A 26,475-nucleotide genomic window follows, 5' to 3' on the forward strand; every position below is an offset into this window, starting at 1 on the left:
GCCCATTGGTATAGAAATGTAGAGGAATCAGGTTTTAAAAACTTCAATATCCTACTTAATACCATTTCTTTTAACTACCAGTCAATCTTAAATTATTTTGATAACAGAAGTACTAATGCTTCAGCAGAATCTTTCAATGCAAAAGTAAAAGCTTTTAGATCGCAATTTAGAGGAGTCAGAAAAATAGATTTCTTCTTATTCAGATTATCTAATCTTTTTGCTTAATCCCCAACTTTTGCACCTGATCCGTTTTTTTGGATCAGGTGCAAAATATTTCTAAACGTAAGACAAAGGTTTTAATTGATAAAGCTTGCGAACTTTTTGTTTGTTTAAGGTAATAATAAAAAGACTTTGCAAACTCTGTGGTTAAGAAAAAGAAAGAAAGTTCTTCTTTTTTGAATGAATGATCAAATTTTAAAATATTGGAATTTAACGAATTAAAAATTTCTCAATTTTTATTCTTAAAAACCCTTGCAGAATCCAACTTCTGTTGTATTTTTGCACTCACAATAACGCAGGGTTTGGTAGTTCAGTTGGTTAGAATACATGCCTGTCACGCATGGGGTCGCGGGTTCGAGTCCCGTCCAGACCGCCTAAGTTTGTAAAATGCCTCTCATAATGAGAGGCATTTTTTTTACATTAAATTTTGATTTATGTTTTACGTTTACATAATTTATTCTAAAACTTTAGATATTTATTACAAAGGGTTTAGTGAAGATGTTGTCCAAAGATTATTACATCATAATGAGAACAGAAGCAGGTATACTTCAAATAAAGGGCCATGGGAGTTGGTTTATTCAAAAGCATTTGAAACTAAAAAAGAAGCTTTGATTGAAGAATTGAGATTGAAAAAGTTAAATCGAAAGTCAATAGAAGATCTAATTAAAGAGTATAAATAAGAAAGGTAAAGCGGATTAGAATACATGTCTGTCATCTCGTCTAGGGACGAGACGGGTTCGAGTCCCGTCCAGACCGCCTAAGTTTGTAAAATGCCTCTCATAATGAGAGGCATTTTTTTTTACATTAAATTTTGATTTATGTTTTACGTTTACATAATTTATTCTAAAACTTTAGATATTTATTACAAAGGGTTTAGTGAAGATGTTGTCCAAAGATTATTACATCATAATGAGAACAGAAGCAGGTATACTTCAAATAAAGGGCCATGGGAGTTAGTTTATTCAAAAGCATTTGAAACTAAAAAAGAAGCTTTGATTGAAGAATTGAGATTGAAAAAGTTAAATCGAAAGTCAATAGAAGATCTAATTAAAGAGTATAAATAAGAAAGGTAAAGCGGATTAGAATACATGTCTGTCATCTCGTCTAGGGACGAGACGGGTTCGAGTCCCGTCCAGACCGCCTAAGTTTGTAAAATGCCTCTCATAATGAGAGGCATTTTTTTTGGACTTAACCGCAAAGATTTACGCAAAGGTCACAAAGTTTTTTACTCGCAGATTTGGCAGATCATGGAGATTATCTATTTATTAAAAAATATCTGCTCAATCTGCCCAAATCTACAGCAGAAGCATAAATTCTTTTAATCCATATAATCTGTGGCAAAAAATAATAACTCTACGACTTCGCGACTTTGCGAGCATATTTAAACAGCTAATAAAGAATTTTAGCGAACTTTGCGTAAACCTTAGCGCTCATAGCGGTTAGAAAAAAATGGAACATTCTGGTCAAAAACTCGATAAATATTACATCAAGAAAGTAGATGCTGATAAAAAAAGCATTTACTGTCACCACGATTTGATGGGTGAATTGTTTGTGCCGACACATAAACACATCAAAGCACAAATGCTGTATGCAGAAGGAGATGTTGTTTTTGTGACGACAGAAACTAAAAGCTACTTTTTGCCGGCTAGGCATTTTATATGGATTCCGAGTGGAGTGGAGCACAGTATTGAGCCTAAATCTGAAAGCGTGACAATGCGTAATTTGTATTTTCCAGTTGAAAAAGGTGAAGATGAATTTTATCAAATAGAAGGAATTTATCCAGTCAACAATTTATTATTGCAAATGATGCTTTTTACGAATCGTTGGAATGGCGATCTTAAAAAAGGAACTCCAAATTTTGCCATCGCCAAAGCCATAAAAGCGATTCTGCCTCAAATATGTACTAATAATTTACCTTTAGAATTACCACAGCCTAAAGACAAACGCCTTGGGAAAATCCTTCGTTATATCGAGAATAATCTGGGTGAAACTATTTTGTTTGCCGATGTTGCCCATGAATTTGGATACAGCGAACGCTCTTTATATCGCTTGTTTCAAAAGGATCTCAAAATGTCTTTCATTCAGTATTACACCATTCGCCGAATCTTAAAAGCAATCGAACTTTTACTAGAAAGAAAACTTTCGGTAAAAGAGGTAGCGCTGGAAGTTGGTTACAATAGTATTCCGACTTTTAGTAATACTTTTTTCAAGATTTTAGGACAAAGACCTTCTGATTACTTAAATGGGGAAGATATTTTGTAATTTAAATGGTTTTTTATTTCACACAGATTACACTCATAATTTTATAATTATTTCTCTCGCAGATTTAGCAGATTCGGAAGGTTTTTTAATTCTATCTGCTTGATCTGCGAGGATTTTAAAATAATCACTAAATCCGCTTTGCTTGTAATAAATTGTTTTTGTTGTCTACAAAAGAATTTCACGCAGATTACACTCATAATTTTATAATTATTTCTCTCGCAGATTTAGAAGATTCGGCAGATTATTTTAATTTCTATCTGCTTGATCTGCAAAATCTGCGAGAGGGTTTAAAATACCACAAAATCCGCTTTGCTTGTAATAAATTGTTTTTGTTGTCTACAAAAGAATTTCACGCAGATTTCACTCGTAATTTTATAATTATTTCTCTCGCAGATTTAGCAGATTCGGCAGATTGTTTAATTTCTATCTGCTTGATCTGCAAAATCTGCGAGAGACTTTAAAAATAACCACAAAATGTATTTTGCTTGTAATAAATTGTTTTTGTTTGTCTACAAAAGAATTTCACGCAGATTCTACAGATTTAAGCAGATTTTGCAGATGATTATTTGATTTGTAAAGTTTCAAAAATAAAATCTGCACTGATCTGCTTAAATCCCCTTTTTAATCTGCGTGAAACATCACAAAAACAAACATATTTATATGGTTTTTTATTTAGCGAAGATTTCACTTATTATTATTTCACTCAGAGATTTTGGCAGGTTTTGCAGATGATTATTTGGGTTGTAAACGTTGCAAAAAAGAAAAATCTGCGCTGATCTGCTCAAATCCTTTTAAATCTGCGTGAAACATCACAAATAAGTAGGTTTTGTAATAAATTGTTTTTCAGTGCTTTAATATAACGTTTTCGGAAAATAGAATTTTAACATTTGTCCGAAATGAATATGTTATTGACTTTTTATAATTATCAGTCAACAGAAAAATGAAGGAACTTTGCAGCATAAAATATTTATGTATTCATGTTACTCAAAACAACAAATTCTACAGAAGAATGTTTTCTCAAAAGCCTGTTGATTTTTCTAATCATTTTGTCATTCAATGGATTAGAAGCACAGGAAATTCATTCGGTCTCATTAAAAGAAGCGGTGAAACTGGCAAAAGAAAACAATAAAAAAATCCTTAGATCTCAATTGGAGACTACGCTTTCAGAGCAAAACATCAAAGAAACAAAAGAACTCCGACTGCCGGATATCGAATTAAACGGCGAGTATTCTAGAATTACGAACATTACCGAATTCAAAGGAAACGGATTCTTGAACGGTAAAGAAGTTACAAAGGCGATTCCTGAAATATATCAGGTAAATTCAACTTTTAAAATGCCAATTTATGCGGGAAATAAAATTAATAACGCTATTAAAATTGCGAATCAGGAAAGTGAAATTGCAAAGATAAAAACAGAGAAAACCGAAAATGATATTGAACTCGAAGTAGTTGCCAATTATCTTTCGATTTATAAAATGATGGAGCTTCAGAAGATTTTTGAAGAAAACATTAAAGAAGAAAAAAGCCGATTGAAAGAGGTACAGTCGCTTCAAAAACATGGAACAGTTACTAAAAACGAAGTTATTAGAGCCGAATTACAGCTTTCGGATCGTGAGTTAAATGCGCTTACAAACTCCAAAAACATAAAAATTGCGCTTCACGATCTGAAAACTCTAATTCAATTTCCAGAAAACGAAGAAATTGCAATTGATACGACTGCAAGTTTGGACGAAATGAACGGTTTGGATCCGTATGATTTTTACATGACCAAAGCTTTGCAAAACGAAGAAATGCGTATGGCAAGCCAGGAATTAAATATCAAAAAGACAGAATTGCAATTGGTTAAAGGAAATTATCTGCCAACGGTAAACTTCTTTGGTAATTATGGTTTTTATTATCCAAACTACAAATTTTTCCCTCCCAATCCGTATTTGTACACTTTAGGTCAGGTTGGAATTGAAGCTAGTTTTGATCTTTCGGCTTTGTATAAAAACAAAACCAAAGTAGAACAGGCAAACAAAAAAATCGAATGGCAGCAAATGCAGACTGAGATCATTAAAGATGAAATTCAGGATAAACTGTATAAAGAACATACGCAATACCAGGAAATCCTTGAAAAATTTGTAGTAGTCGACAAAGCTTTGGATTTAGCCAACGAAAATTACCGAATTGTAAAACTGAAATACTTAAACCAATTGGTTTTAATAACCGAAATGGTCGATGCTGACAATGCTTTGCTTCAGGCGAAATACAATAAAATTTCTACACGATTAGATGCGGTTTTAAAACATTATGAACTGCTGCATACGGCTGGGATTCTTCCTCAGAGTTAGGATAAAGCCTTAGAAAAAAGAGCAAAGAAGAAAGAGATTACAAGGAAGAGACAAGAAATAGAATATAGAGAATAGAAAATAGACAAAAGATATAAAGTTTATGGTTAAGATAAAAAATGAAACTAGAAGAAACAGAACGTTTCATATCATTATAACAATTATTGCGTGTACGCTGGTAGTAAGCGGTGTTATTTTAGGAATTTGGTTTTATGTATTCAATAGAAATCACGAAGAAACCAATGACGCGCAGGTGGAACAATATGTAACGCCAATTATGTCGAGAATTACAGGTTATGTGCAGGACGTTCGTTTTAACGAAAATCAGTTTGTGCATAAGGGCGATACTTTGGTGGTGATTGATAACAGAGAATACCAATCTAAATTGAATGTGGCTCTTGCCGATGTTCAAAATGCGAAACAAAACAGCGTTGTGGCACAAAGAAATGCGGTTACAACAGCCAGTGCAACTGCAATTAACGAATCGCAATTGGACGGCGCAAAATCGAATCTTTGGAAAACTAAACTAGAATACGAAAGATACCAAGCGCTAGTAAAAGACGAAGCAGCAACTTCGCAGCAATTAGAAAAAGTAAAAGCAGATTACGAAGCGGCGCAGGCACATTTTGCAGAAATGAAAAACAGAATTCATTCGGCGACTTTGAGTACCTCTGTGGCTGAGGCAAATGTGCCAACAACAGAAACGAATATTGCTTCAAAACAAGCTGTGGCAGATAATGCGGCGTTATTTCTTTCGTACACGGTAATTACCGCGCCTTACGACGGCTGGGTTGGAAAAAGAACGTTACAGCCAGGACAATTGGTGAAAGAAGGACAATCATTGCTTTCAATCGTAAGTAAAGAAAAATGGATCACGGCTAATTTTAAAGAAACACAATTACAGTATTTAACCGTTGGACAGCAGGTTGAAATTAAAGCCGATGCTTTGAGCGATAAAACGTTCATTGGTACAATTGCTTCTTTATCGCCTGCGAGCGGGGCAAGATTTTCGTTGCTTCCTCCAGATAATGCTACAGGAAACTTCGTGAAAATTGAACAAAGAATCCCAGTTAGAATTCAGTTGAAAGACAACGAAAAACAAGCCGATTTTTTAAGAGCGGGAATGAATATCACTGTGATCGCAGCGCACTAAAATGGAAGATAAAAGTATTTTTAAATCGTGGGTTCCAAAATGGGCAATCATTATTATTTTGTTTGTCTGCCTTTTGCATTCCATGATTTTATTGGGAGTTTATACTTCAAACGTAACGTACGCAGCAAGTTTTCTGGACATTGAGCCAGAAGATTTGCAGTTTGCGATGTGTGTTACGTATGGAACGCTGCTCGCAACAATTTTAATAGAAAGCCGATTTTCGAGTTTTTTCCCCGCAAAAAATTACCTGATGGCGGTTTATTCCTTAATCGGAATTACGATTGTTTCATCGGCGTATATTACCAATTTTTCGCTTTTTTTAATATTGAGAATTGTCGAGGGAATTTTAATGGCGCTTCCCGTAATTACGATCAGACAATTATTGATTGAGCAGTTTAATTCTAAAAATGCTATTATAATTGGCTTCTCCTTTTATTACGGTTCGCTTTTGTTGTCAACGCCTTTTATTATGAATATTGCGGTTTGGTTTCTGGATCATTACGATTGGAAATACATGTTGTATGTTTCGGGTGGACTTCAGGTTTTAAATGTCTTTTTAATCTTGGTTACGTTTCGCGGACATAGAATCACGAAGAAAATTCCGCTGTATCAAATCGACTGGATGAGTTATATTTTGGTTTTAACTGCGATCCTCTGCGGTGCGTACTTTTTTGTTTATGCCGAAAAGAAGTATTGGTTCGACTCTTCTCAAATGGTTTTAATGTTGATGATTGCCCTGATTACGGGCGGATTATTCATCTTTAAAGAGCTTTTGGTAAAAAGACCGACATTTAATTTTGAGGTTTTTAAATACGCCAATCTGCGAATTGGATTTTTATTGTTTTTCCTTTTCTATATCAGCAGGGCAACATTGAGTCTTTGCCATTCGGCGATGTTTTCAATTTGGAATTGGGATCCGTCACGCGTTGCGGGCGTGCAATACATTAACGGTTTGGGAAATGTAATCGGCTTGATTCTGGCGGCATATTTTCTAATGAAATCGGTTTCGACTAAAATCATTTTTATAATCGGATTTTCATTAATTGCGTTGTTTCATTTCTGGTTTACGTTCCTTTTTGTGCCAGATGTGGCTTTGTCTGATATTATCATTCCATACGTTTTACAAGGTATTGGTGTTGGGTTTTTATTCGTTCCGTTAATTTTATTTACCACATCTTCGGTTCCGGCAAATATGGCGGTTTCTTCGGGAATTGTGGGTGTTTCTGGACGTTTCTGGGGAAGTACAATTGGTTTTTGTGTCATGCAGAATGCGACAGTATTTTTAAATAAAAAACACTTTTTAAAACTAAGTCAGTTTATAACAGGCGACAATCCGCAGGCACAGGAAAGCATTTCCGCAGCAACGCAGAGTTTTATGGCAAAAGGATATTCGGCAGATAATGCGAATACTTTGGCGTTGAAAAAAGTATTCGGATCAGTTGCCAAACAAGCGACTTTATTGGCCGATATGGAGATTTACACGATTGTAGGTTATGGTTTGATTGTTTTAATTATTTTGATCGCGTGTAATCAGCATTTAAGACAAACAATGACTTTGGTTAAAAGTAAGATTTGGATTGGGTAAGTCTTTGTTTCAGGTTTAAAGTTTAAAGTTCAAAGTTTCGCCTCATTTTATGTCATCCTGAGGAACGAAGGATCACACTAGAAAATCGACAAAAATTGGCGATTCAGTTTACGGAATTTCGCGTGTGATCCTTCGTTCCTCAGGATGACAAACAGTAGGTTTAAACATTATTGTAAAAAAAACTCCGCGAATCTCTGCGAAAAACCGCTCTTCAACTCTGCGGAAAAACTTATCTTGCAATTATTAAAAAATATAGAATGAAACAGCAATGTGTAATTTTTGATATGGATGGCGTGATTTGTCACACTAATCCGCATCATGTGAAGGCTTTTGAGGCGTTTTTCGATAAATATGAAATTCCGTATACAAATGAAGAATTTGAAGAACATATGTACGGAAAACATAACAGTTATATCATGACGCATTTCTTCAAACGCCCAATTGAGGGAGAAGAATTGCTAAAACTCGAAGACGAAAAAGAAGGAATGTTTCGTGAGGTTTATAAAGATAAGGTTGAAACGATTCCGCATTATTTGGATTTTTTAAGCGAATTGAAATCACGCGGATTTAAAACGGCTGTTGCTACATCGGCGCCGCGTGCGAATCTGGATTTGATTGCTAATGTTTTAAAACTTGATGAAAAAATGGATTCGATGATGTCCAGCGAAGACGTCACACTTCATAAACCAAATCCAGAAGTATATTTAAAATCGGCAGAAAGAGTTGGAGTTTCTCCGTCTGATTGTGTGGTTTTCGAAGACTCTTTTTCGGGCATTACAGCGGGTTTAAATGCTGGAATGAAAGTCGTTGGCGTTTTGAGCACGCATACAAAAGAACAGCTTCCGCCATGTGATTTTTATATTAATGATTATAGTGAAGTGAATGTGGATAAGATAATTGATTTATTAAATTCCAATAAATAAATCCCAAATTCCAAATTACGAGAGGCCTTTGTCAAAGTTTTAAACTTTGACAAAGGTTTTTTTACGTAATTAATTAGCCATAATCTTGTCATTTCGACGAAGGAGAAATCTCCACAAGTAACTCCGCAACGAAAAGCCAATCTTTGTAGAGCTTCTCGCGGAGATTCCTCGTTCCTTGGAATGACAAATTAGATAAATTTTAAAACCGCTTAATAATTCTCATCCAAAAAAGCAATCCAGCCTTTTTCAAATTCTTCAGTTGTAATGTTCAGTGTTTTTTCAATATTACCAAATGAAGCAATCAATTTTGGCAGCACATCTTTTCCCCATTTTTGGGTTAGATATTCGATTATAGTATAGCCAATATTATAAATCTGATTACTTTGATTTAAATCTTCTAAAGTTAGATTTTTACTTTTGGCATATTTTACGCTTATCGTATTTACTTCTCCCGCTTCAAAAATACTGATCGATTCCCAGAGCCAGCGCGGATATTCTGCTGCAAATTTTTTATCAAATTCCTTTTCAAAAGTAAGGCGGTCTTGGGTAATAAGTGTTTCTTTTGCTTTGTCTATTAATATGTTCAATTGAACACAGTGCGTAAATTCATGGAGGGCAGTTTTTAGCGGATCGTCTGGAAAAACAGAATTGAACCAGTTTGACCACACAAAATGAAATTCGTTTGGTCCACGGCTTGTACCGCTTACATTTTCTTTTAAGCCTGTAGCCGAATTAAATTTGTATTGAGAACCGTAAACAAAAACCTTTATCAAGTCGTGTTTTACATCTTTAAGATCTTCCCTTATTTTAGAATAATTGTTTTCTAAATGTTTGCTGACTTTTTCGGCCTCGCTTTTATAAATGCCGCTGTAGGAAATAACAAAATGTTTTGATTGAATGGTTTTAGCTTCTTGCTCAACAGTAAAGGTTCTGACTTTTCTAATAAAGAAGAAAATGACAATAATTCCTAAAAGGATAACTAATAATCTGTAATTTTTCATGTGTTCTAAATGGTTTAGAGATTTAAAAACAAAATAAAATGTGCAGATTTAGGTTTTTGGTATTTTAAAAATAAGAATATTTAGAGATTAAAGTATAAAATAATTAAAGAAATTTCTTAGTCGCCAATCTTTGTCGATATACAAGTGTGATTTCTCCTTAGGTCGAAATGACAAACTACACTGATTTACTTCATTAAATAATAAAACTAAATGAATTGCCTCCTGCTTTAGCTGGAGGTTTTTTGTATTGGAAAGTAAAAGGCTTTAGCCGAATTATTATTTCAAAGGAAAATCCAGCAATTCTTTAGGTTCAATATCTAAAGCATTGGCGATTTTTATAAGAGTTTTTATAGTCGTATTTATTTCAGCTCTTTCTATTCTGCCTATTTGATTTTGTGTTATACCACAATCATCGGCTAAATCTTGTTGGGATAAACCTTTCTTTTCACGTATTTGTCTAACGTGAATGCCAAGATTAACAATAAAAGTCTCTTCTGAAATATCCATATTTCAAAAGTGGAAAGATTTATTTTTTAATTACACCCATTTGTGGGTGTAATTTATTATATTTGACTCGAATAAAAAATAAGACAATGGCTACAAATGATCTTTCGAAAGAAACAGAAAAAAGACTCTTAGATTTTTTTAATGATGTAATTGATGCCAAAGATTTGGCAAAAGCCATAAGACAATTAACTTATGTAATTGCTTTAAGCTTGGTTATGGAGGAAGAAACGGTATATACACAAAAAGAAAACCTCAAAAAAGGGTTTTATTGGCTGAATGAATTAGCCGAAATTTTGCATCCGTATTTGGAAGTGGAATAAGAAAGAGAATTATTTTTTAAGACTTTCATTTCGACGAAAGGAGAAACTAAAACAGCAAATCGACAAAAAATTCCAGAGTGATTTCCGCAATTTTTTTCATGTGTACAACCCGTTGGTTATGCTGGAATCTCCTTTCGTCAAGGTGATAAGCGATACAAACTACATAGATTTTCCATTTCAAAACATAGCCAATGGTTTCAACCATTGGACGCATTCATTGTCGACAATCTATGATTCCCGAGATTGAAACCTCGGGCTATGTTTATAATAGAATGCTTCAAAAATAAAATTATGAAAGAAAGATTTGTGTTATAACAATTGCTTATCAACAAAAAAAAATCAAAATACACCAAAAACAAAAAAGCTTCTGATTTCTCAGAAGCTTTTTTTCAGTGCGGATAATAGGACTCGAACCTACACGCCTTGCGGCACCAGATCCTAAGTCTGGCATGTCTACCAATTTCACCATATCCGCGTAATTGTGGGTGCAAAGATAAGCATACTTTCGAATATTCAAAGAAAAATTTAAAAAAAATTATTAATTCTCTTTTTTGTATTTTTGGGTTTCTATAAAAATAATTTAAATGGAAAATATTAAGTCCTACGTTCAACAACATAAAGATCGGTTTATCAACGAATTGATCGAATTATTAAAGATTCCGTCGGTAAGTGCCGACACTGCATATTCACAAGATGTTATTGATACAGCAGAGGCTGTAAAAGAAAGTTTATCGAAAGCAGGCTGCGATTTAGTCGAAGTTTGCGATACTCCGGGTTATCCAATTATTTATGGAGAAAAAATAATCGACCCAAATCTTCCAACGGTTTTAGTGTACGGACACTATGATGTGCAGCCGCCAGATCCGTTAGAATTATGGACTTCACCACCGTTTGAACCGGTTATTAAAAAAACAGATATTCACCCAGAAGGAGCAATTTTCGCCCGTGGAGCTTGTGACGATAAAGGTCAGATGTACATGCACGTAAAAGCGCTTGAATATATGGTGCAAAACAACAATTTGCCTTGTAACGTAAAATTCATGATCGAAGGTGAAGAGGAAGTTGGTTCTGCAAGTTTGGCTTGGTTTGTACAACGCAATCAGGAAAAACTGAAAAATGACGTAATCTTGATTTCGGATACTGGAATGATTTCAAACCAACAACCATCAATCACGACAGGTTTAAGAGGTTTGAGTTATGTTGAAGTAGAAGTTACGGGTCCAAACCGCGATTTGCATTCTGGTTTATACGGAGGTGCTGTGGCGAACCCAATTAATATTTTGGCAAAAATGATCGCTTCTCTTCACGACGAAAACAATCATATTACGATTCCAGGATTCTACGATAAGGTTGAGGAATTATCTGCAGAAGAAAGAGCGGAAATGGCAAAAGCGCCTTTTAGTTTAGAAAAATATAAAAATGCTTTAAACATCGCCGATGTTTATGGTGAAAAAGGATATGTTACCAATGAGCGCAATTCAATTCGTCCGACATTAGACGTGAACGGAATTTGGGGCGGTTATCAGGGTGAAGGTGCTAAAACTGTTATTGCGAGTAAAGCTTTTGCTAAAATCTCGATGCGTTTGGTTCCAAACCAAGAATGGGAAGAGATTACAGAGCTTTTTACAAAACATTTTACGAGTATTGCTCCAGCTGGAGTTACGGTAAAAGTAACGCCACACCACGGTGGTCAAGGTTACGTAACACCAATTGACAGCATTGGATATCAGGCAGCAAATAAAGCATATACAGAAACGTTTGGAGTTGCTGCAATTCCAGTTCGTTCTGGTGGAAGTATTCCAATTGTGGCTTTGTTTGAAAAAGAATTAAAAAGCAAAACGATCTTAATGGGATTTGGCTTAGATTCTGATGCTATTCACTCGCCAAACGAACATTTCGGAATCTTTAATTACTTGAAAGGAATTGAGACTATTCCGTTGTTTTACAAGTATTTTGTGGAATTAAGTAAATAAGGGTTTTGCCACAAAGGCGCTGAGATTTACGCAAAGGACGGTAAGATTTTATTTAGCAAGATTTATAAAAGTTCGCAAAGCTATATTTACAGCTTTGCGAACTTTGCGTTTAGATTAATAGCCTTAAAAAATACCTTGCGTTCTTTGCGGTTAACTTTTTATAAATAAAATCCGTTCAGAAATGAGCGGATTTTTTTTTTGCATGTTCTCAAATTTAAATTTCAACATTAAAAAAATTAATTTAGGCTTTGTATTTTGTTAGGTAAATTAACTTATTTTTGGTTTTTTTATTATCAAATATCTTATTGATTTGAAAATAATTCTGTTTTTTGAAATTTTCTAATGTTGTTTTAATGTTGCTTTAATGTTGAGAAATGAGATTAATTAAAAAGAAGGTTAGATTTGCACCAATTGGTTACACAAAATATCTTAAAGGACTTAAAAAGACCCATACGATGTTTCGTCAGGGGAAAATATTAGAAAGTTTGGCTGTAAAATCTTGGGAGATTGCACCAGGAAATACCACCATTTCATCAAAAGCTTATTTTTTAGAAGGTCAGCTTGAACGCATTACCGGCACAGCTTACACAGATAATCCGTATGCTGTAATGCATGGCGGAGTTACTACACATCACGCACCAACCCGAGCCTATCAGCTCAAGGATATATGGATGGTTAATGGATCGATTTACAAAGGACTGCATCGTTTTTTATTACACCACAACACTAAGCTTAGTCCAAAAATGAATTATTTCCCGCCCGCTATAATTGATACAGAAATAAAGGATGCAGCTATTTACAGCTCATATGATGGCAATGAATTTTTCGGACTTTGGTTAACAGATGATTGTACAAACTATAAATTTGCAGCATCTGAAGGATTTCCCATAACAACGAATATTTTTACAAGTCCGCATATGTTTGAGTATGAGGAATTGTTAGGAATGAATCCCTATAGAACTAATGCCGCGTATTTGCAAAATGCTCTATTTTTTGACGACGATTGGGGTAATAACAATAAAAAGCAACAGTTATTTAATGAAAATAAAGACATTCTACTGTCAAAGTTTTCCAAAAATTCACATCCGGGTGTTTTTATATTACGTCGTAATTCGGGAAAAACCCGAATAATGCTAAACGAAATTGAAATTGCCGAGCAGCTGCGTGATAAATACGGTTTTAAAATTGTAGACGTTACCCAGCAAAGTGTCAATGAGATTCTTTCTGCCTGTGCAGGTGCCAGAATGGTTGTCGGGATCGAAGGCAGTCATCTTATGCACGGTCTCACGGTGCTTGAACCCGGCGCCGCAGTTTTAACATTACAACCTCCAAATCGCTTTTGCGGTGTTCTAAAAATAACCACCGATATGCAAAGCTTGAAATATGGCTTTGTAGTAGGAATTCAAAAAGAAGAAAATTTCTATATTAATTTAGAAGAAGTAGAGAGAACGATTGCTTTTTTAGAGGTTCTGAGTTGCTAAGATTCTAAGATACTAAGTTTTTTTCTTTCTCTTTTCTCTTTGTCAAAGTTTAAAACTTTGACAAAGATTCATAGTTCCCAAAATCAGGCCCTCTTAGCCTCTTCACCTTTGTTCCTTTGTTCCTTTGTTCCTCTGCACCTCAAAAAAAAACTTAGAACCTTAGTCCCTCAAAATCTTAGCATCTTAAAAAAAATATTTGCATTTTAAAAAATTAATTCTACATTTGTAGAGCAGTGTCTATAATTGTAGAATTTAATGATATGAAAAAACTCTTTTTAATATTGTTTTTTGGCGTGATTCTTTTTGGATGTAAAAGTCCAGCGATCAATCAAAAGATTGATAAGAAAAAAGAAGGTGTTTGGATTGATGATTATACGCAGGATAATATCAGATACAAATCGTATGAATATTACAAACACGATCAGCCCGTAAAAAAGTGGAAATCTTATATCGACGGAAAAATTTATAAAACAGAAAAATATAAAAACGGAATCTGCATTGTAAAAAGCTATTACGAAAACGGAAAATTAGAATCCAAAGGAAAAACCAAACTAGAGGTTAATAAAATAGAAACACATTGGTTTTATTTCGGAGAATGGAAATTCTATTCAGATAAAGGGAAATTAGTCGCAATCAAAAACTATACAAACGGAGAATTAATCTCGGAACAAAAAATAAAATAAAATAAACCATTAAGTCTAAATCTATGAAAAAAATAGTTGCTTTCTTTTTTATTACCATGAATATTGGATTGATGCAGTGTCAAACCTATAAAGAATTTGTTGCAAAAGGCGATGATTCCTATAATGCTAAAGATTATAAGGGATCTGTTGAATTTTATGAAAAAGCTTTTAAAATGGAGCATACATCATCATCGGATTTGTACAATGGTGCGTGCGCCGCAGCTTTAAACAATGATGATAAAAAAGCTTTTAAATGGCTGGACTTAGCAATTGATAATGGATATGAAAACATTGCCCATATAAAAATTGATACTGATTTAGAATCGCTGCATAATAAAAAGGAGTGGACAAAGACAATCGAAAAATTGCAGAAGAAAATGGATATTATGAGCGCTAATTATGATAAACCATTGCAGAAAGAACTTTTGGATATTTATACAGAGGATCAGGGTATTCGTGGAGCGTTTATGAAAATTTATAAAGAACCTAATGCTGATAAAAAGAAAATTGACAGTATTGGAAAAATAATGCAGTACAAAGACAGTCTTAATCTCGTTAAAGTAATGAAGATTTTAGATGAAAAAGGCTGGGTGGGAAAAAATGTTGTTGGGTCGCAGGCCAATCAAACTTTGTTTTTGGTTATTCAGCATGCTGATTTAAAATACCAGCAAAAGTATTTACCAATGATGAGAGAAGCAGTTAAAAAAGGGAATGCAAGTCCAAGTAATTTGGCGTATTTGGAAGATAGAATAGCTTTAAGAGAAGGTAAAAAACAAATTTACGGAAGTCAGGTTTCCAATCATCCGATTACTAAAAAACCGTTTGTTTCGCCGCTTGAAGATCCAGATAATGTTGATAAAAGAAGAGCGTCAGTTGGGTTGGGAACATTGTCTGATTATCTTAAAAATTTTAATGCAGCTTGGGATGTGGAAGCCTATAAAAAAGAACTTCCCGAATTTGAGAAACTTCTTAAGGAGAAAAAACAAAAGACGAATTAAACATTAGAATCTTAGCAACTTAGTAACTTATAAAAAAATGCAATTAACAAACGCAGAAGAACAATTAATGGAGCATTTATGGAAGCTTGAAAAAGCTTTTATGAAAGATTTACTCGAAGCTTATCCAGAACCAAAACCGGCAACAACGACGGTCGCAACTTTACTAAAGCGAATGATTGATAAGAAATTTGTAGCATATAACGAATTCGGGAATTCACGCGAATATTATCCGCTGGTTAAAAAAACAACTTATTTTTCTAAACACGTAAACGGATTAATCAGTAATTTTTTTAATAATTCGGCATCGCAGTTTGCTTCGTTTTTTACAACCGAAACTAATTTGTCGGCATCGGAACTGGAAGATCTTAAAAAAATAATCGATTCAGAAATTCAAAAAAAGAAAAAATGATAACGTATCTTTTAAAATCAGGCGTATTGCTTGTTGTATTTTATGCGGTGTATAAAATGCTTTTAGAAAACGAAAAAATGTTTCGTTTTAATAGAATTTATCTTCTTGGAAGTATTGTTTTTAGTTTGATAATTCCGCTTCAGTTGTTTTCGATTGGATCATTTTTGTCCACCAAAACACAAATGATTGAACTGGATGAAATCATGATTATAACGAATAAAACGGTTTTAGATAAAGTAAATTATACGGAAATTCTAACATACTTTTTGAGTGTAATTTATATTGTCATTACAGCAATTTTGATCGTTCGCTTGATACGAAATATATATTCATTTACGATTAGAAAGAAAAGAAGTAAAATCGAATTTATTAATGGGCAAAAAATTGTTTTGACTAAAGAGTCTGTTTTGCCGCATTCTTTCTGGAATACTATTTTTATCAATCAGGAAGATTTTAACAATGGTAAAATTCAACCAGAATTAATAGCACACGAAAAAGCCCATTTGCAGCAAAGACATACTTTGGATATTTTGTTTGTTGAGGTTTTGCAAATTGTGTTTTGGTTCAATCCATTATTTGTACTATTTGAAAAAGAAATTAAACTCAATCACGAATTTTTGGCTGATGAAGCTGTAAACAAACAATTTGGAGAGATCAAAAATTATCAGAATCTCCTTCTGGATTTTGCATCGCATAAAAGTACAGTTTCACTTGCCAGCAATATTAATTATTTAATCACTAAAAAACGTTTACTAATGATGACTAAAAGAGAATCTCCAATTAAGATTGCACTGAAAGTATTTAGTGTAGGTATGCTTTATGTTTTACTGTTATTTGTTTTCAGTACTGAAACTGTGGCACAGGAAGTAATTAAAAATGATGATTTTAAGAAATTAACAGAGGTTAGTGTTAAGCCTGACTATCCTGGCGGTATAGTTGAGTTTTATAAGTTTGTAGGTCAAAATTATAAATTGCCTGCGGAAGTATCTAAACAAAAACTGAACGGAAAAGTATATCTTCAATTTATGATTGAGGAAGACGGTTCGCTGACCAATATCGAAATCCTGAGAGATAAATTGGGTTATGGCGCAGGAGAAGAAGCTGTTCGTGTATTGAAGCTTTCTCCAAAATGGATTCCAGCTTCTGATCAAGGAAAACCGGTTCGAGTAATGTACAGTCTGCCAATTACAATTCAGGCTGATAAATAATTTTAGAGGTACAAGGTTCAAAGCGGCAAAGATTCAAAGGTTTAAAACTCTGTCGCTTTGAACCTTTCCTCTTTGTACGTCAAAACAAAAAAAATCCGCTTTCAGCAATTTGAAAGCGGATAAAATTACAAACTAAAAAATCTAAAAAAAAAAATTAACATTCAGATCCAGACTAAAATAAATCTGGATTATATCCAAAATAAGGTACCTTTTGTTCGTTAAAAATTACGCCGTATTCTTCTAATTCTTTCAAAATTGGCTCATAAACTTCTTTTTTAATCGGAAGCTGAACGCCTGGAGTGGTAATCTTTGCGTTTAAAATCAATAATGCAGCAATAGCAACTGGAAGTCCTACCGTTTTTGCCATAGCTGTATAGGTTTGGTCGTCGCCAATGCAAACCATTTTAGAATCGATTTGTTTCTTTTCGCCGTTCAATTCATATCCGAATTTATGATACATTACAATCATATCTTTATCATCAGATTGTAGTGCCCAGCTGTCGCTTAATATTTTTTCTAAAATCTGAGCAGGCGTAGCATTAGGTAAATTCACTTTTTTGTCTGGGTTAAATAAATCCAATTCCAAAAGTTTATCCCACATTATATCGTCCTGATCAATTTTTAAAATCAATCGGGTTTTAATTTCTACAGAATCAGTCGGATGATAGGGAAGGAAAGAATTCACAAACTGACGGTAACTCATGTTTTCTGAATCTTCAATGATGTAGCTGTCATCTGTCATGCCAAGCTGTACAAACATATTCCAAGCTCTGGAATAACCCACTCTTCGAATAGTTCCTCTGTATAAAGTCAGAATATTATCTAAACCATAAATCGATCTGTATTTAAGAGAATCCCGATTAGAGTAGGCTTCAAATTTTCCGTAACCTTCTACTTCTAAAAATTCAGTTCTTCTAAATAAAGCGCTGTAAGGAATGTACTTATAAGTTCCTTCCTGAATAAATTTTGCTGCACCGCCTTGTCCGGCCAAAACTACATTTCGAGGTGCCCAAGTAAATTTATAATTCCATAAATTATTGTCAGATTCAGGAGCCACAAGTCCGCCGCAGAAAGATTCGAATAACAGCATTTTACCGCCTTTTGCTCGAATTTCGTCAATAACTTTCATGGCGCTCATATGATCGATTCCTGGATCAAGACCAATCTCGTTCATGAAAATCAAATTGTTTTTTAGGGCTTCTTCATTTAAAGCCTGCATTGCGTCGCTGATGTAAGAAGCGGTAACCAAATGTTTTTTAAACGACAGGCAGTCTTTTGCAATTTCGATGTGCAAATGTGCAGGAAGCATCGAAATTACTATTGAAGCATTTGAGATCGCAGTTTTTCTCTCTACTTCATTAAAAATATTTAAAGCAAGAGGAGTTGCATTAGGATGCTGCTGCGTTTTTAGTTTGGCTAAATCCAATGAAAGATCTGCTACAGTTAAATGCAGTTTTTCATCATTTGATTTTGATAGTAAATACCGAATCAAAGACGATGCAGATCTTCCTGCTCCAATTATTAAAACGTTTCTCATGTTCTAAATATTTAACACAAATATATTAAAATGTTATAAATATAACAATTTAAATTAAACAAAATTGATTTTATTTTTGAGATCGGCGTAAAAAAATTATGCGATTCTATACTAAATTATCTAGAATCTAAAGCGGTTTTTTGGTTTGTTTGAAGTATTTTTGTTTCAAATTTCAAAAGAGATAAATCATGAAAAGAAGAATCGTTTTAACTGGAGCTTTTGTAGGTATGATAGCTATTATTTTGGGTGCTTTTGGTGCTCATTTATTGAAAAAATATCTTTCAGTTGATCAATTAAGTACTTTTGAAGTTGGTGTTCGCTACCAAATGTATCATGCTCTTTTCCTTCTCTTCTTATCAACTCAAAAAGACATTGCAGAAAAGACGCTAAAAGCAATCTATAATTTTATAGTTGCCGGTGTCGTACTTTTTAGTGGTTCAATCTATTTGGTGGCAACAAAAGACTATACTTTGTTTTATTCTAAAATTATCGTATTCGCAACTCCAATAGGCGGTTTTCTATTAATTATTGGTTGGGCGCTATTATTCTTTACGATTTTGAAGAGAAAATCATAAAATCCCGAAAAAAAAATTCTGTCTAAGAATTAATCTTTAATTTTGTCTCATAAATAACATATAACTCTTGTTATGTGAATTTTTTCTATTTTTAGTTGTAAAACAAAAATAATATAACAAATTCACTCATAAGGTTGTAAATAAACAAATTAGAAGCAGTTATTTTTTTCTTTTTGTAATTTTTAAAGTGAAATTTCTCTTTTTTCATATAAATCAAAGTGAAATTTAATTATTTTAAAAGGAATAAGAATTAATCTGTAATTTTGCTTCTGAAATAAATATCACACACAACTTAAAATTTATGGACACTAACACAGTTTTCGCGCAATCGATTTCGTTGAAAGAATTAGGAATTGAAAATGCAAAAGTTCGTTACCAACTATCTGCAGATGAATTACATGCGATTACTTTGCAGTCAGGACAAGGTGTTGAGAATTCTACTGGAGCTTTGGCAATTAATACAGGTGAATTTACAGGGCGCTCGCCACAAGATCGTTTCATTGTAAAAGATGATATTACAAAGGATCAAGTTTGGTGGGGAAATGTAAATATCCCATTTGAACCTGAGGCTTTTGAAAAGCTATATAATAAAGTAACAGCGTTTTTATCAGACAAAGAAGTTTTTGTTCGCGATTCTTATGTTTGCTCTGATCCAAATTATAGATTAAATGTTCGTGTTGTAACCGAAACAGCTTGGTCAAATTTGTTTTGTTACAATATGTTCTTACGTCCAGAAGAATCTGAACTGGCTAATTTTACTCCAGAGTGGACAGTAGTTTGCGCTCCAAGTTTTATGGCAGATCCTGCTGTAGACGGAACGCGTCAGTCTAATTTTGCTATTTTGGACTTTACAAAAAAAATCGCTTTAATTGGCGGAACAGGTTATACAGGAGAAATGAAAAAAGGTATTTTCTCTGCATTAAACTTTATTCTTCCAGTTTTCAAAAATACACTTCCAATGCACTGTAGTGCGAATGTTGGAGAAGACGGAGATACTGCAATTTTCTTCGGCTTGTCTGGTACAGGAAAAACTACTTTATCTGCAGATCCAGAACGTAAATTAATCGGAGACGATGAGCACGGCTGGACAAACGAAAATACGGTTTTTAACTTTGAAGGAGGTTGTTATGCAAAAGTGATCAACTTAACAGAAGAAAACGAACCAGACATTTTTAGAGCAATCAAAAAAGGAGCGCTATTAGAAAATGTGGTTTTCAAAGCAGGAACAAACGAAGTAGATTTTGATGATGTTTCGATCACACAAAATACACGTGTAAGTTACCCAATAACGCATATTGATAATGTACAGCCAGGTTTGGTTGGACATGATCCAAAAAATATATTTTTCCTAACAGCAGATTCTTTCGGAATTCTGCCTCCAATTTCAAAATTAACGCCGGGTCAGGCAGCTTACCACTTTATTTCTGGATATACAGCAAAAGTTGCTGGAACAGAAGCTGGTGTAACAGAGCCTCAGCCAAATTTCTCAGCTTGTTTTGGAGCGCCATTTATGCCTTTACATCCAACACGTTATGCTGAAATGTTGAGCAAAAAAATGAAAGATGCTGGAGTAAAAGTTTGGTTAATCAATACAGGATGGACGGGCGGACCTTACGGTACAGGAAGCCGTATGAAGCTTAAATATACTCGCGCGATGATTACTGCAGCTTTAAAAGGCGAATTGGATAACGTAGAGTTTGTAAATCATTCGGTATTCGGAATTGCAAAGCCACAATCTTGTCCAAATGTTCCAGAAGAAATTTTAAATCCTAGAAATACTTGGGAAGACAAAGATTTATACGATACAAAAGCGTTGGAATTAGCACAGAAATTCAAAGCTAATTTTGCGAAATTTGAAGAGTTTGCCAATGCCGAAATCTTGGCAGGTGCACCAATTACAGAATAAAAGGAATTAATTCAAATAATAAAAGCTTCAGAGAAATCTGAAGCTTTTTTTATTGTAGGGGAATAGTACTCTACAATGTAATCGTTATGTTGGATATGAATTGAAAAGTTATTCGATACGAAATAGAAAATCCCTCTCTTCAAATGTTCAATTATTTATTGATTAGCTTTTCAAGCCTTTCCATCATTTCATCTTTTTCTTTCAGCATGCGTTCATACAAAGCAATTTTTTCTTCGTGAAGTTTTTTTAATTCGTCCAATGGATTGATATTGAATACAGGCTTAGCGTTTCCGATATAAGCATCTTTTTCAATGTTAAACGTGTTGGAAATAATATTTACAGCCTGTTCTTCATCAAAGTTTTGAAAAGCTTCGACAGGAATTTTTAATACTGTAGAAATTTGTCTAAGTATATTATCTTCAATTACATCTTTCTGCTCCAATAAAGAGATTTTCTTTTGATTCCAGTCTTCTCCCAGATCATAAGCCAGTGCTTCTTGCTTTATGTTAAGCATTTCTCTAAAACGTTTTACATTTCTTCCCTGATGTATTTTCTGTTCCATAATAACTTTTGATTTTCCAAGAGCTCAAAGATAAAGCCATTCGGATTAAAGACTGAATTTCAAAGATAGAAAAATATCCCTAATAATATCTTTTGTCAGATATTATATCCGTTTTTTAAAATAAATTATCCATTTTCTGATGGGTTTTTTTCGAATTGAGGTAGCAACTTTACAAAAAAGTTGTATGTAATAAAAAAAGTTTCAGAGCAATCGAAAGCTTTTTTTAGTAAGAAATATTTAAAAAAAAAGAATATTTTTCCTACAATTTAATAAAAATTTATATATTAGCAATATATTTAAATGTAATATTTTTATTGCTTAAATACCACTTCTCATTATTGATTAAAGTTAGAAATATTATTTCATGACAGCTTCAATCAATACCTATATAAATATGAGTTTTTTAGCAAAGCTAGAATTAGACAATGAAACCTTTAATGTTTTAGAGTTTGAGATCCATTTTACCCAACAGACAGACAGTAATGGCAAACCGGCAAGTAAGACAAAAGGTGGCCATATCAAATTAGTTGTAGAAAGCACACAAACCGATTTATTTTCGGACTGGATGGTTTCTAAAACCAGCGTAAAAGACGGTAAAATTATTTTTTATCGCAGAGATGCTATGAGCACAATGAAAAATGTTGCCTTTAAAAAAGCTTACTGCATTTCTTTCAGAAAAAAGTTTCAGAGTGAGGGAGTTTCCCCTATGACAACTGAAATTCTGCTTACTTCAAATGAAGTTAAAATAGGCAATACCGTATTTGAGAGCAATTGGAAAACAGATAACCTTTAATCCAAATGCATCATGGCTTTACAAACTATTACCACAATAAAAATTGGACAGACCGTAATCACCAATTTTACAAGCTTAAAAGTCGTGCAGAAAATTCACGACCATCATACTTTTTCTCTAGATGTAAGACAGGATTTCTTAGTAGAAGAGTTTAAGAGTATTATGCCTGTTTCGCAACAGTTATATGGCGAGAGAATAAGCATTGAGATAAAACCTATTGATGGGCTTAATGACCCGCTCATTAAGTCAGATCCTAAAAATTATATCATGCAGTTTTATGGTATAGTTTCAGGCGTCAGCATGAAAAAATCTTGCATTGACGATATCGAAGAAAGTTTTTTGATAGAAGGATACAGTACTTCTTTTCTGCTTGAAAACGCACCAGAATCTAACTCCTTTACAGCAATGACACTGAGTGATATTGTAAACAAAGTAAAGACGGGTTACAATATTGATATGCAGGTAAGGCCCTTTTATAAAGAAATTATCCCGTATACAGTACAATATAACGAAAGCTGTTTTGCTTTTTTAAACCGTTTGGCAATGCGCTATGGGCAATATTTTTATGATAACGGCAGAGTATTAATTTTTGGAGATTCTGCAGGTGTCATCCAGCCAAACCTGATTTATGGCTTAAATATGCATGAGTTTAGGTATAGCATTAAACTAATGCCTACTTCCTTTACCGTTGTAGAGAATGACAATCGCGATGGCAGCTATAGTACAGATAATACAATAAATTACCGAAAAGAGCTTGATGGCTTCCATCAAAATTTCATCAATATGTCTAACGCTGTTTACAGTAAAAAAACGGTAATGCAGCTCAATCAAAATGCTGTTGACGGACAGGGAAGCTTTACAGGTGAAGTATATACCCAGAATAAAATGCGTGCTGTTTTGAGCAGTTTAATGGAGATCGACGCATCAAGTGAAGTACCAGGCGTTACAGTAGGGAATACCGTGAGAATAAGCGGTGTAGACAAACAGCACGAAAGCTCTTATCGGATAACCGAAATTGTGCATACCTGTGATGATGGCGGTGGTTATGAGAATCATTTTAAAGCGGTAAACACCAGCGACTCGGTGTTTTCACCTAAAACAAATCCTGATCTAATACCCTATTGCGGCAGCCAGACCGCAGTGGTTATCTCCAATGCTGATCCCGATGGACTTAGTGCGGTAAAAGTGCAGATGCCTTGGCAGAAAATAAAAGGTCAAACAACGCCTTACATACCAATGGTTCAAAAGCATGGAGGCGAAGGAAGAGGCTCTCATTGGATTCCTGAAATTGGCGATACAGTATTTGTAGATTTTCAAAGCAATAATGCCGAACTGCCAATTGTAGTGGGAACTATGACCAGCCGAAAAGAAAAAAGCGGTTACAGCACAAAAAATAATGACATTAAGGCAATTCATACTAGAAGTAATAATCTTTTGGTTATGAATGATGCAGAGGGAAGTGTGTTATTACAAGATGCATCTAAAAGCTTTATGAAAATAGACGGGAAAAGAAAAATAGAATTAAATACCGATGTTTTTGAAATCAATGTTAAAAAGCTGATAATAAACGCCTCGCAAAGTACGGAGATAACCACAAACGATTATGTACTCAATGCCTTAACCCGTATTTACGTTTTAAGTAAAACCATGCAGCAGAAAATATCTGGATTTATGAACCTGTTTAGCGGTACAGCACTTATAAACAGTAGCGATAAGATAGATATTGAAGCAAAAGTAGCCAAACTACACGGTAGTCAAAAAGCTCTTTTACATTCAGATAAAGAAGCGATTGTAAACAGTACAGGCACTGCAAAAATACATGGTACAGAAGGAAATAGCCTTACTAATACTGCAAAAGAGATAGAAGCATCGCCTACAGATTCTATAGCGTTGGCAACCGTTTATTTTCGTCCTCTTCCTTCCTGGAAAGGAGAATTTGGTTTTGATTGGTTAAGAGAAAAAGATAATGGGCTAAATACAGAACCTGATTATGAAAGTATAATTGAGGGTGGTTATAAAGATGGAGGAAGTGATTTAAATCCTGTTGATGCTTTTACGAACTTAAAACTAAAATATCAAAGTATACCAATTACTAGAAAAGTTGCATCAAATACTTCAGTTGCAGAATATTTAGTGCCTTATTTAACGTTATTTTCTGAGGAGTTTACAGATACCTTACCCAAAACAATTTTAGTAAAGCCTCGTTGCGAGGCAGAATTGAAACTTTTAGTAGATATTGAAGAAGAAGTAGATGAATTAAAATTTGATTATGATGATACTTTATTTGAGATTGATTGCCGAATACTTGCACAAAAGACCAAAACTAATGGTCTTACAGATCCAAGCGATACTATAAAAATAAAATGCTTAAAAGACCTCAATAGTGATAAAGAAATTAAAATTTATGTTTACCCAAAAGGAAGTACTGCAAAAACATCTGCGGAACAGTTATTAGAACGTAAGTTGGCTGGGAAAATAATAGTAATTAAAAACGATGTCACAGCAAGAAAGGAGGAAAAATTTGTGTTGGTGGGAATAGAAACTAATGTAAATGATACTCCAAATAGAAATATAACAGGTATTTTTTCTCCAGCTGAAAAAATAAACTTATACAATACTTTGCATCAGGCATTGATAGTGCCTACTGTGGAAGAAACTATTTTAGATTTATCCTCTAATACAGATTATCAGTTAGGAGGTAAATTTTTAGATGGCACAGATATTAAATTAACCTACATGAATAATAGCGGAAGAACTGTGAAAAACATGGATTTATATAGAGATTGTACAACTAAATTTGAAAATTTCCAAGATGAAAGCAAGACTTTGATCAACGCAAAATATAATGGCTTTTTTACTATTTTCAAGTTTGGGATTGCTTCTAATAAAATAGATGTACTAGGTGCGGTAGAAGAAATAGCAACTCGTAATGTTATTATTTTTACTTTATTGGGTGTTAGAGATGACAGTACTTTAAATCACGAAAGTTTGCACGGACTAGGGTTATGCCACACTCATAGAGATGCAAAACCATTACATAGACGTAATTACAAATACATATATCCAAATGCACAAGGAAGTATTTTACAGCCAATACCTAATCCTCGAGATTCTACAGACAATGTTATGTGTTATCGCTCTGTAGCCTATACAACATGGCATTGGCAATGGGAAATTATTAATTCTAACATTATTAAATAATGAAAAGGATAATTGTATTGCTCTTCATAATTTCATTATTCAATTGTACTAGTCAATTTAAAATAGAAAATAAAAAAACTAATAAGGGTAAAGAAAAGATGGAATATTTTGATATAGAAAAATATAAGGATTGGGAGTCTGATACAGAATGGAACTCAAATGAAATAGTCAAATTTTTGAAAAAAGGAAATGATAGGGTAGAAATATATTTCTATAAAAAAGGAATTCAAGTTCGTCTAAAAAATACTCAAAATTATTATAGTACTGTAAAAACTTACAGCTATAAAAATAAACTATTACAGGGAGTATCGCATGAGTTTTATGCAATAGATATAGGCATATACAGAGAGTATGATGAGATAGGGAAGCTTGGTCGAGAAATAGACTATGACAAGCCATATAAATTTTCGATAAAACAACTGATTGAAAAAGTAAAAAAGGAATGCAATGTAGATTTAGAAAAAAAGATACAAAATACTTGGGCAAAAAGAAAGGTAGATCAAAATTTGAAAAAACCTTTTTATGAGGTTTCTCTAGGATCTAAAGAAATTCCTGGACAACAAGAATATATTTTGATAGATGGTACAACAGGCGAAACTTTGTTTGAAACTATTTATTACACAAAAGGAGATATCGAAACAATGAATCCATTTGATCAATATATTACAAAACTAAAAAAGGAAGAAGAGGAAGATAATTCTTATTTCAAAAATTACAAAGGAAAAAACTACACCAAAAAAGAATGGAAAGAATTTGAAGAAGAGTGGTATAAAAATTACAAGGAAAATAAAGACAAAGGTTTTTGGGATGATATATTTAAAAAACCTGGGAAGAAATAAAAGAAGCTAA

24 protein-coding genes and 2 tRNA genes are annotated in these 26,475 nt (G+C 33.6%); 21 read left to right on the top strand and 5 right to left on the bottom strand.

The features are described 5' to 3' along the window. The 9 genes from BSF42_RS07345 to BSF42_RS07395 all read left to right on the top strand — a co-directional run. On the top strand, positions 1-225 hold a 225-nt coding region (locus BSF42_RS07345), incomplete at its 5' end, for a transposase (RefSeq protein WP_253251006.1). 293 nt (positions 226-518) lie between these two features. Then, positions 519-592 (top strand) — tRNA-Asp (locus BSF42_RS07350). A 61-nt stretch (positions 593-653) separates the two neighbouring features. Then, positions 654-899 (top strand): GIY-YIG nuclease family protein, encoded by a 246-nt coding sequence (locus BSF42_RS07355; protein WP_095952452.1) that lies wholly within the window; start codon positions 654-656, stop codon positions 897-899. Between the two features lie 138 nt (positions 900-1,037). Beyond that, positions 1,038-1,283 carry a GIY-YIG nuclease family protein gene (locus tag BSF42_RS07360; protein ID WP_095952452.1) on the top strand — a complete coding sequence of 82 codons (246 nt, stop codon included), beginning with the start codon at positions 1,038-1,040 and terminating at the stop codon, positions 1,281-1,283. A 385-nt stretch (positions 1,284-1,668) separates the two neighbouring features. Next, a complete protein-coding gene (locus BSF42_RS07365) occupies positions 1,669-2,481 on the top strand; it encodes an AraC family transcriptional regulator (RefSeq protein ID WP_095952453.1) in 813 nt (270 codons plus the stop codon). 977 nt (positions 2,482-3,458) lie between these two features. Continuing rightward, a complete protein-coding gene (locus BSF42_RS07380) occupies positions 3,459-4,814 on the top strand; it encodes a TolC family protein (RefSeq protein WP_095952456.1) in 1,356 nt (451 codons plus the stop codon). Positions 4,815-4,914: 100 nt separating this feature from the next. Then, complete coding sequence (locus BSF42_RS07385) at positions 4,915-5,964, top strand: HlyD family secretion protein (protein ID WP_095952457.1); 1,050 nt, start codon at positions 4,915-4,917, stop codon at positions 5,962-5,964. A gap of 1 nt (position 5,965) precedes the next feature. After that, a complete protein-coding gene (locus tag BSF42_RS07390) occupies positions 5,966-7,549 on the top strand; it encodes an MFS transporter (RefSeq protein ID WP_095952458.1) in 1,584 nt (527 codons plus the stop codon). 257 nt (positions 7,550-7,806) lie between these two features. Then, positions 7,807-8,472, top strand: coding sequence for an HAD family phosphatase (locus BSF42_RS07395; protein ID WP_095952459.1), 666 nt, complete (start codon positions 7,807-7,809; stop codon positions 8,470-8,472). Positions 8,473-8,681: 209 nt separating this feature from the next. On the opposite strand, the gene BSF42_RS07400 is transcribed toward BSF42_RS07395, so the two are convergent. Then, entirely contained in the window at positions 8,682-9,473 is a 792-nt protein-coding gene (locus tag BSF42_RS07400) for a hypothetical protein (RefSeq protein WP_095952460.1), read from the bottom strand. Positions 9,474-9,749: 276 nt separating this feature from the next. After that, complete coding sequence (locus BSF42_RS07405; RefSeq protein WP_095952461.1) at positions 9,750-9,980, bottom strand: helix-turn-helix domain-containing protein; 231 nt, start codon at positions 9,978-9,980, stop codon at positions 9,750-9,752. An 86-nt stretch (positions 9,981-10,066) separates the two neighbouring features. Here BSF42_RS07405 and BSF42_RS07410 point away from each other — a divergent pair, with 86 nt between their 5' ends. Continuing rightward, complete coding sequence (locus BSF42_RS07410) at positions 10,067-10,300, top strand: hypothetical protein (protein ID WP_095952462.1); 234 nt, start codon at positions 10,067-10,069, stop codon at positions 10,298-10,300. A 393-nt stretch (positions 10,301-10,693) separates the two neighbouring features. On the opposite strand, the gene BSF42_RS07415 is transcribed toward BSF42_RS07410, so the two are convergent. Beyond that, positions 10,694-10,775 (bottom strand) — tRNA-Leu (locus BSF42_RS07415). A gap of 109 nt (positions 10,776-10,884) precedes the next feature. Here BSF42_RS07415 and BSF42_RS07420 point away from each other — a divergent pair. The 6 genes from BSF42_RS07420 (at position 10,885) to BSF42_RS07445 (ending at position 17,052) form a co-directional block, all read left to right on the top strand. Further along, positions 10,885-12,273, top strand: coding sequence for a dipeptidase (locus tag BSF42_RS07420; protein WP_095952463.1), 1,389 nt, complete (start codon positions 10,885-10,887; stop codon positions 12,271-12,273). A 374-nt stretch (positions 12,274-12,647) separates the two neighbouring features. Beyond that, on the top strand, positions 12,648-13,754 hold the full coding sequence (locus BSF42_RS07425) for a glycosyltransferase 61 family protein (RefSeq protein WP_095952464.1): 1,107 nt from the start codon (positions 12,648-12,650) through the stop codon (positions 13,752-13,754). 260 nt (positions 13,755-14,014) lie between these two features. Beyond that, positions 14,015-14,437 carry a hypothetical protein gene (locus BSF42_RS07430; protein ID WP_095952465.1) on the top strand — a complete coding sequence of 141 codons (423 nt, stop codon included), beginning with the start codon at positions 14,015-14,017 and terminating at the stop codon, positions 14,435-14,437. 23 nt (positions 14,438-14,460) lie between these two features. Beyond that, a complete protein-coding gene (locus tag BSF42_RS07435) occupies positions 14,461-15,435 on the top strand; it encodes a DUF6624 domain-containing protein (protein WP_095952466.1) in 975 nt (324 codons plus the stop codon). A gap of 37 nt (positions 15,436-15,472) precedes the next feature. Next, positions 15,473-15,844 carry a BlaI/MecI/CopY family transcriptional regulator gene (locus tag BSF42_RS07440; RefSeq protein ID WP_095952467.1) on the top strand — a complete coding sequence of 124 codons (372 nt, stop codon included), beginning with the start codon at positions 15,473-15,475 and terminating at the stop codon, positions 15,842-15,844. Further along, positions 15,841-17,052 carry a M56 family metallopeptidase gene (locus BSF42_RS07445; protein WP_095952468.1) on the top strand — a complete coding sequence of 404 codons (1,212 nt, stop codon included), beginning with the start codon at positions 15,841-15,843 and terminating at the stop codon, positions 17,050-17,052. The genes BSF42_RS07440 and BSF42_RS07445 overlap by 4 nt, the downstream gene beginning before the upstream one ends. A 172-nt stretch (positions 17,053-17,224) precedes the next feature. On the opposite strand, the gene BSF42_RS07450 is transcribed toward BSF42_RS07445, so the two are convergent. Next, entirely contained in the window at positions 17,225-18,589 is a 1,365-nt protein-coding gene (locus BSF42_RS07450; protein ID WP_095952469.1) for a saccharopine dehydrogenase family protein, read from the bottom strand. Between the two features lie 188 nt (positions 18,590-18,777). Here BSF42_RS07450 and BSF42_RS07455 point away from each other — a divergent pair, with 188 nt between their 5' ends. Together BSF42_RS07455 and pckA are read left to right on the top strand one after the other, a co-directional pair. Then, positions 18,778-19,164, top strand: coding sequence for a DUF423 domain-containing protein (locus BSF42_RS07455; RefSeq protein WP_095952470.1), 387 nt, complete (start codon positions 18,778-18,780; stop codon positions 19,162-19,164). 301 nt (positions 19,165-19,465) lie between these two features. Next, on the top strand, positions 19,466-21,070 hold the full coding sequence (gene pckA, locus BSF42_RS07460) for a phosphoenolpyruvate carboxykinase (ATP) (RefSeq protein WP_095952471.1): 1,605 nt from the start codon (positions 19,466-19,468) through the stop codon (positions 21,068-21,070). Between the two features lie 151 nt (positions 21,071-21,221). Here pckA and BSF42_RS07465 read toward each other — a convergent pair whose 3' ends face one another. After that, positions 21,222-21,632 (bottom strand): helix-turn-helix domain-containing protein, encoded by a 411-nt coding sequence (locus BSF42_RS07465; RefSeq protein ID WP_095952472.1) that lies wholly within the window; start codon positions 21,630-21,632, stop codon positions 21,222-21,224. Between the two features lie 364 nt (positions 21,633-21,996). Here BSF42_RS07465 and tssD point away from each other — a divergent pair, with 364 nt between their 5' ends. Genes tssD through BSF42_RS07480 form a run of 3 tightly spaced genes read left to right on the top strand, consistent with a single transcriptional unit; the run spans position 21,997 to position 26,465 of the window. Further along, positions 21,997-22,425, top strand: coding sequence for a type VI secretion system tube protein TssD (gene tssD / locus BSF42_RS07470; RefSeq protein WP_253251009.1), 429 nt, complete (start codon positions 21,997-21,999; stop codon positions 22,423-22,425). Between the two features lie 12 nt (positions 22,426-22,437). After that, complete coding sequence (locus BSF42_RS07475; RefSeq protein WP_095952473.1) at positions 22,438-25,626, top strand: type VI secretion system Vgr family protein; 3,189 nt, start codon at positions 22,438-22,440, stop codon at positions 25,624-25,626. Further along, positions 25,626-26,465 carry a hypothetical protein gene (locus BSF42_RS07480; RefSeq protein ID WP_095952474.1) on the top strand — a complete coding sequence of 280 codons (840 nt, stop codon included), beginning with the start codon at positions 25,626-25,628 and terminating at the stop codon, positions 26,463-26,465. The genes BSF42_RS07475 and BSF42_RS07480 overlap by 1 nt, the downstream gene beginning before the upstream one ends. The last annotated feature ends 10 nt before the right edge of the window (positions 26,466-26,475 follow it).

This window comes from Flavobacterium sp. ACN6, assembly GCF_002304005.1.
Taxonomy (GTDB): Bacteria; Bacteroidota; Bacteroidia; order Flavobacteriales; family Flavobacteriaceae; genus Flavobacterium.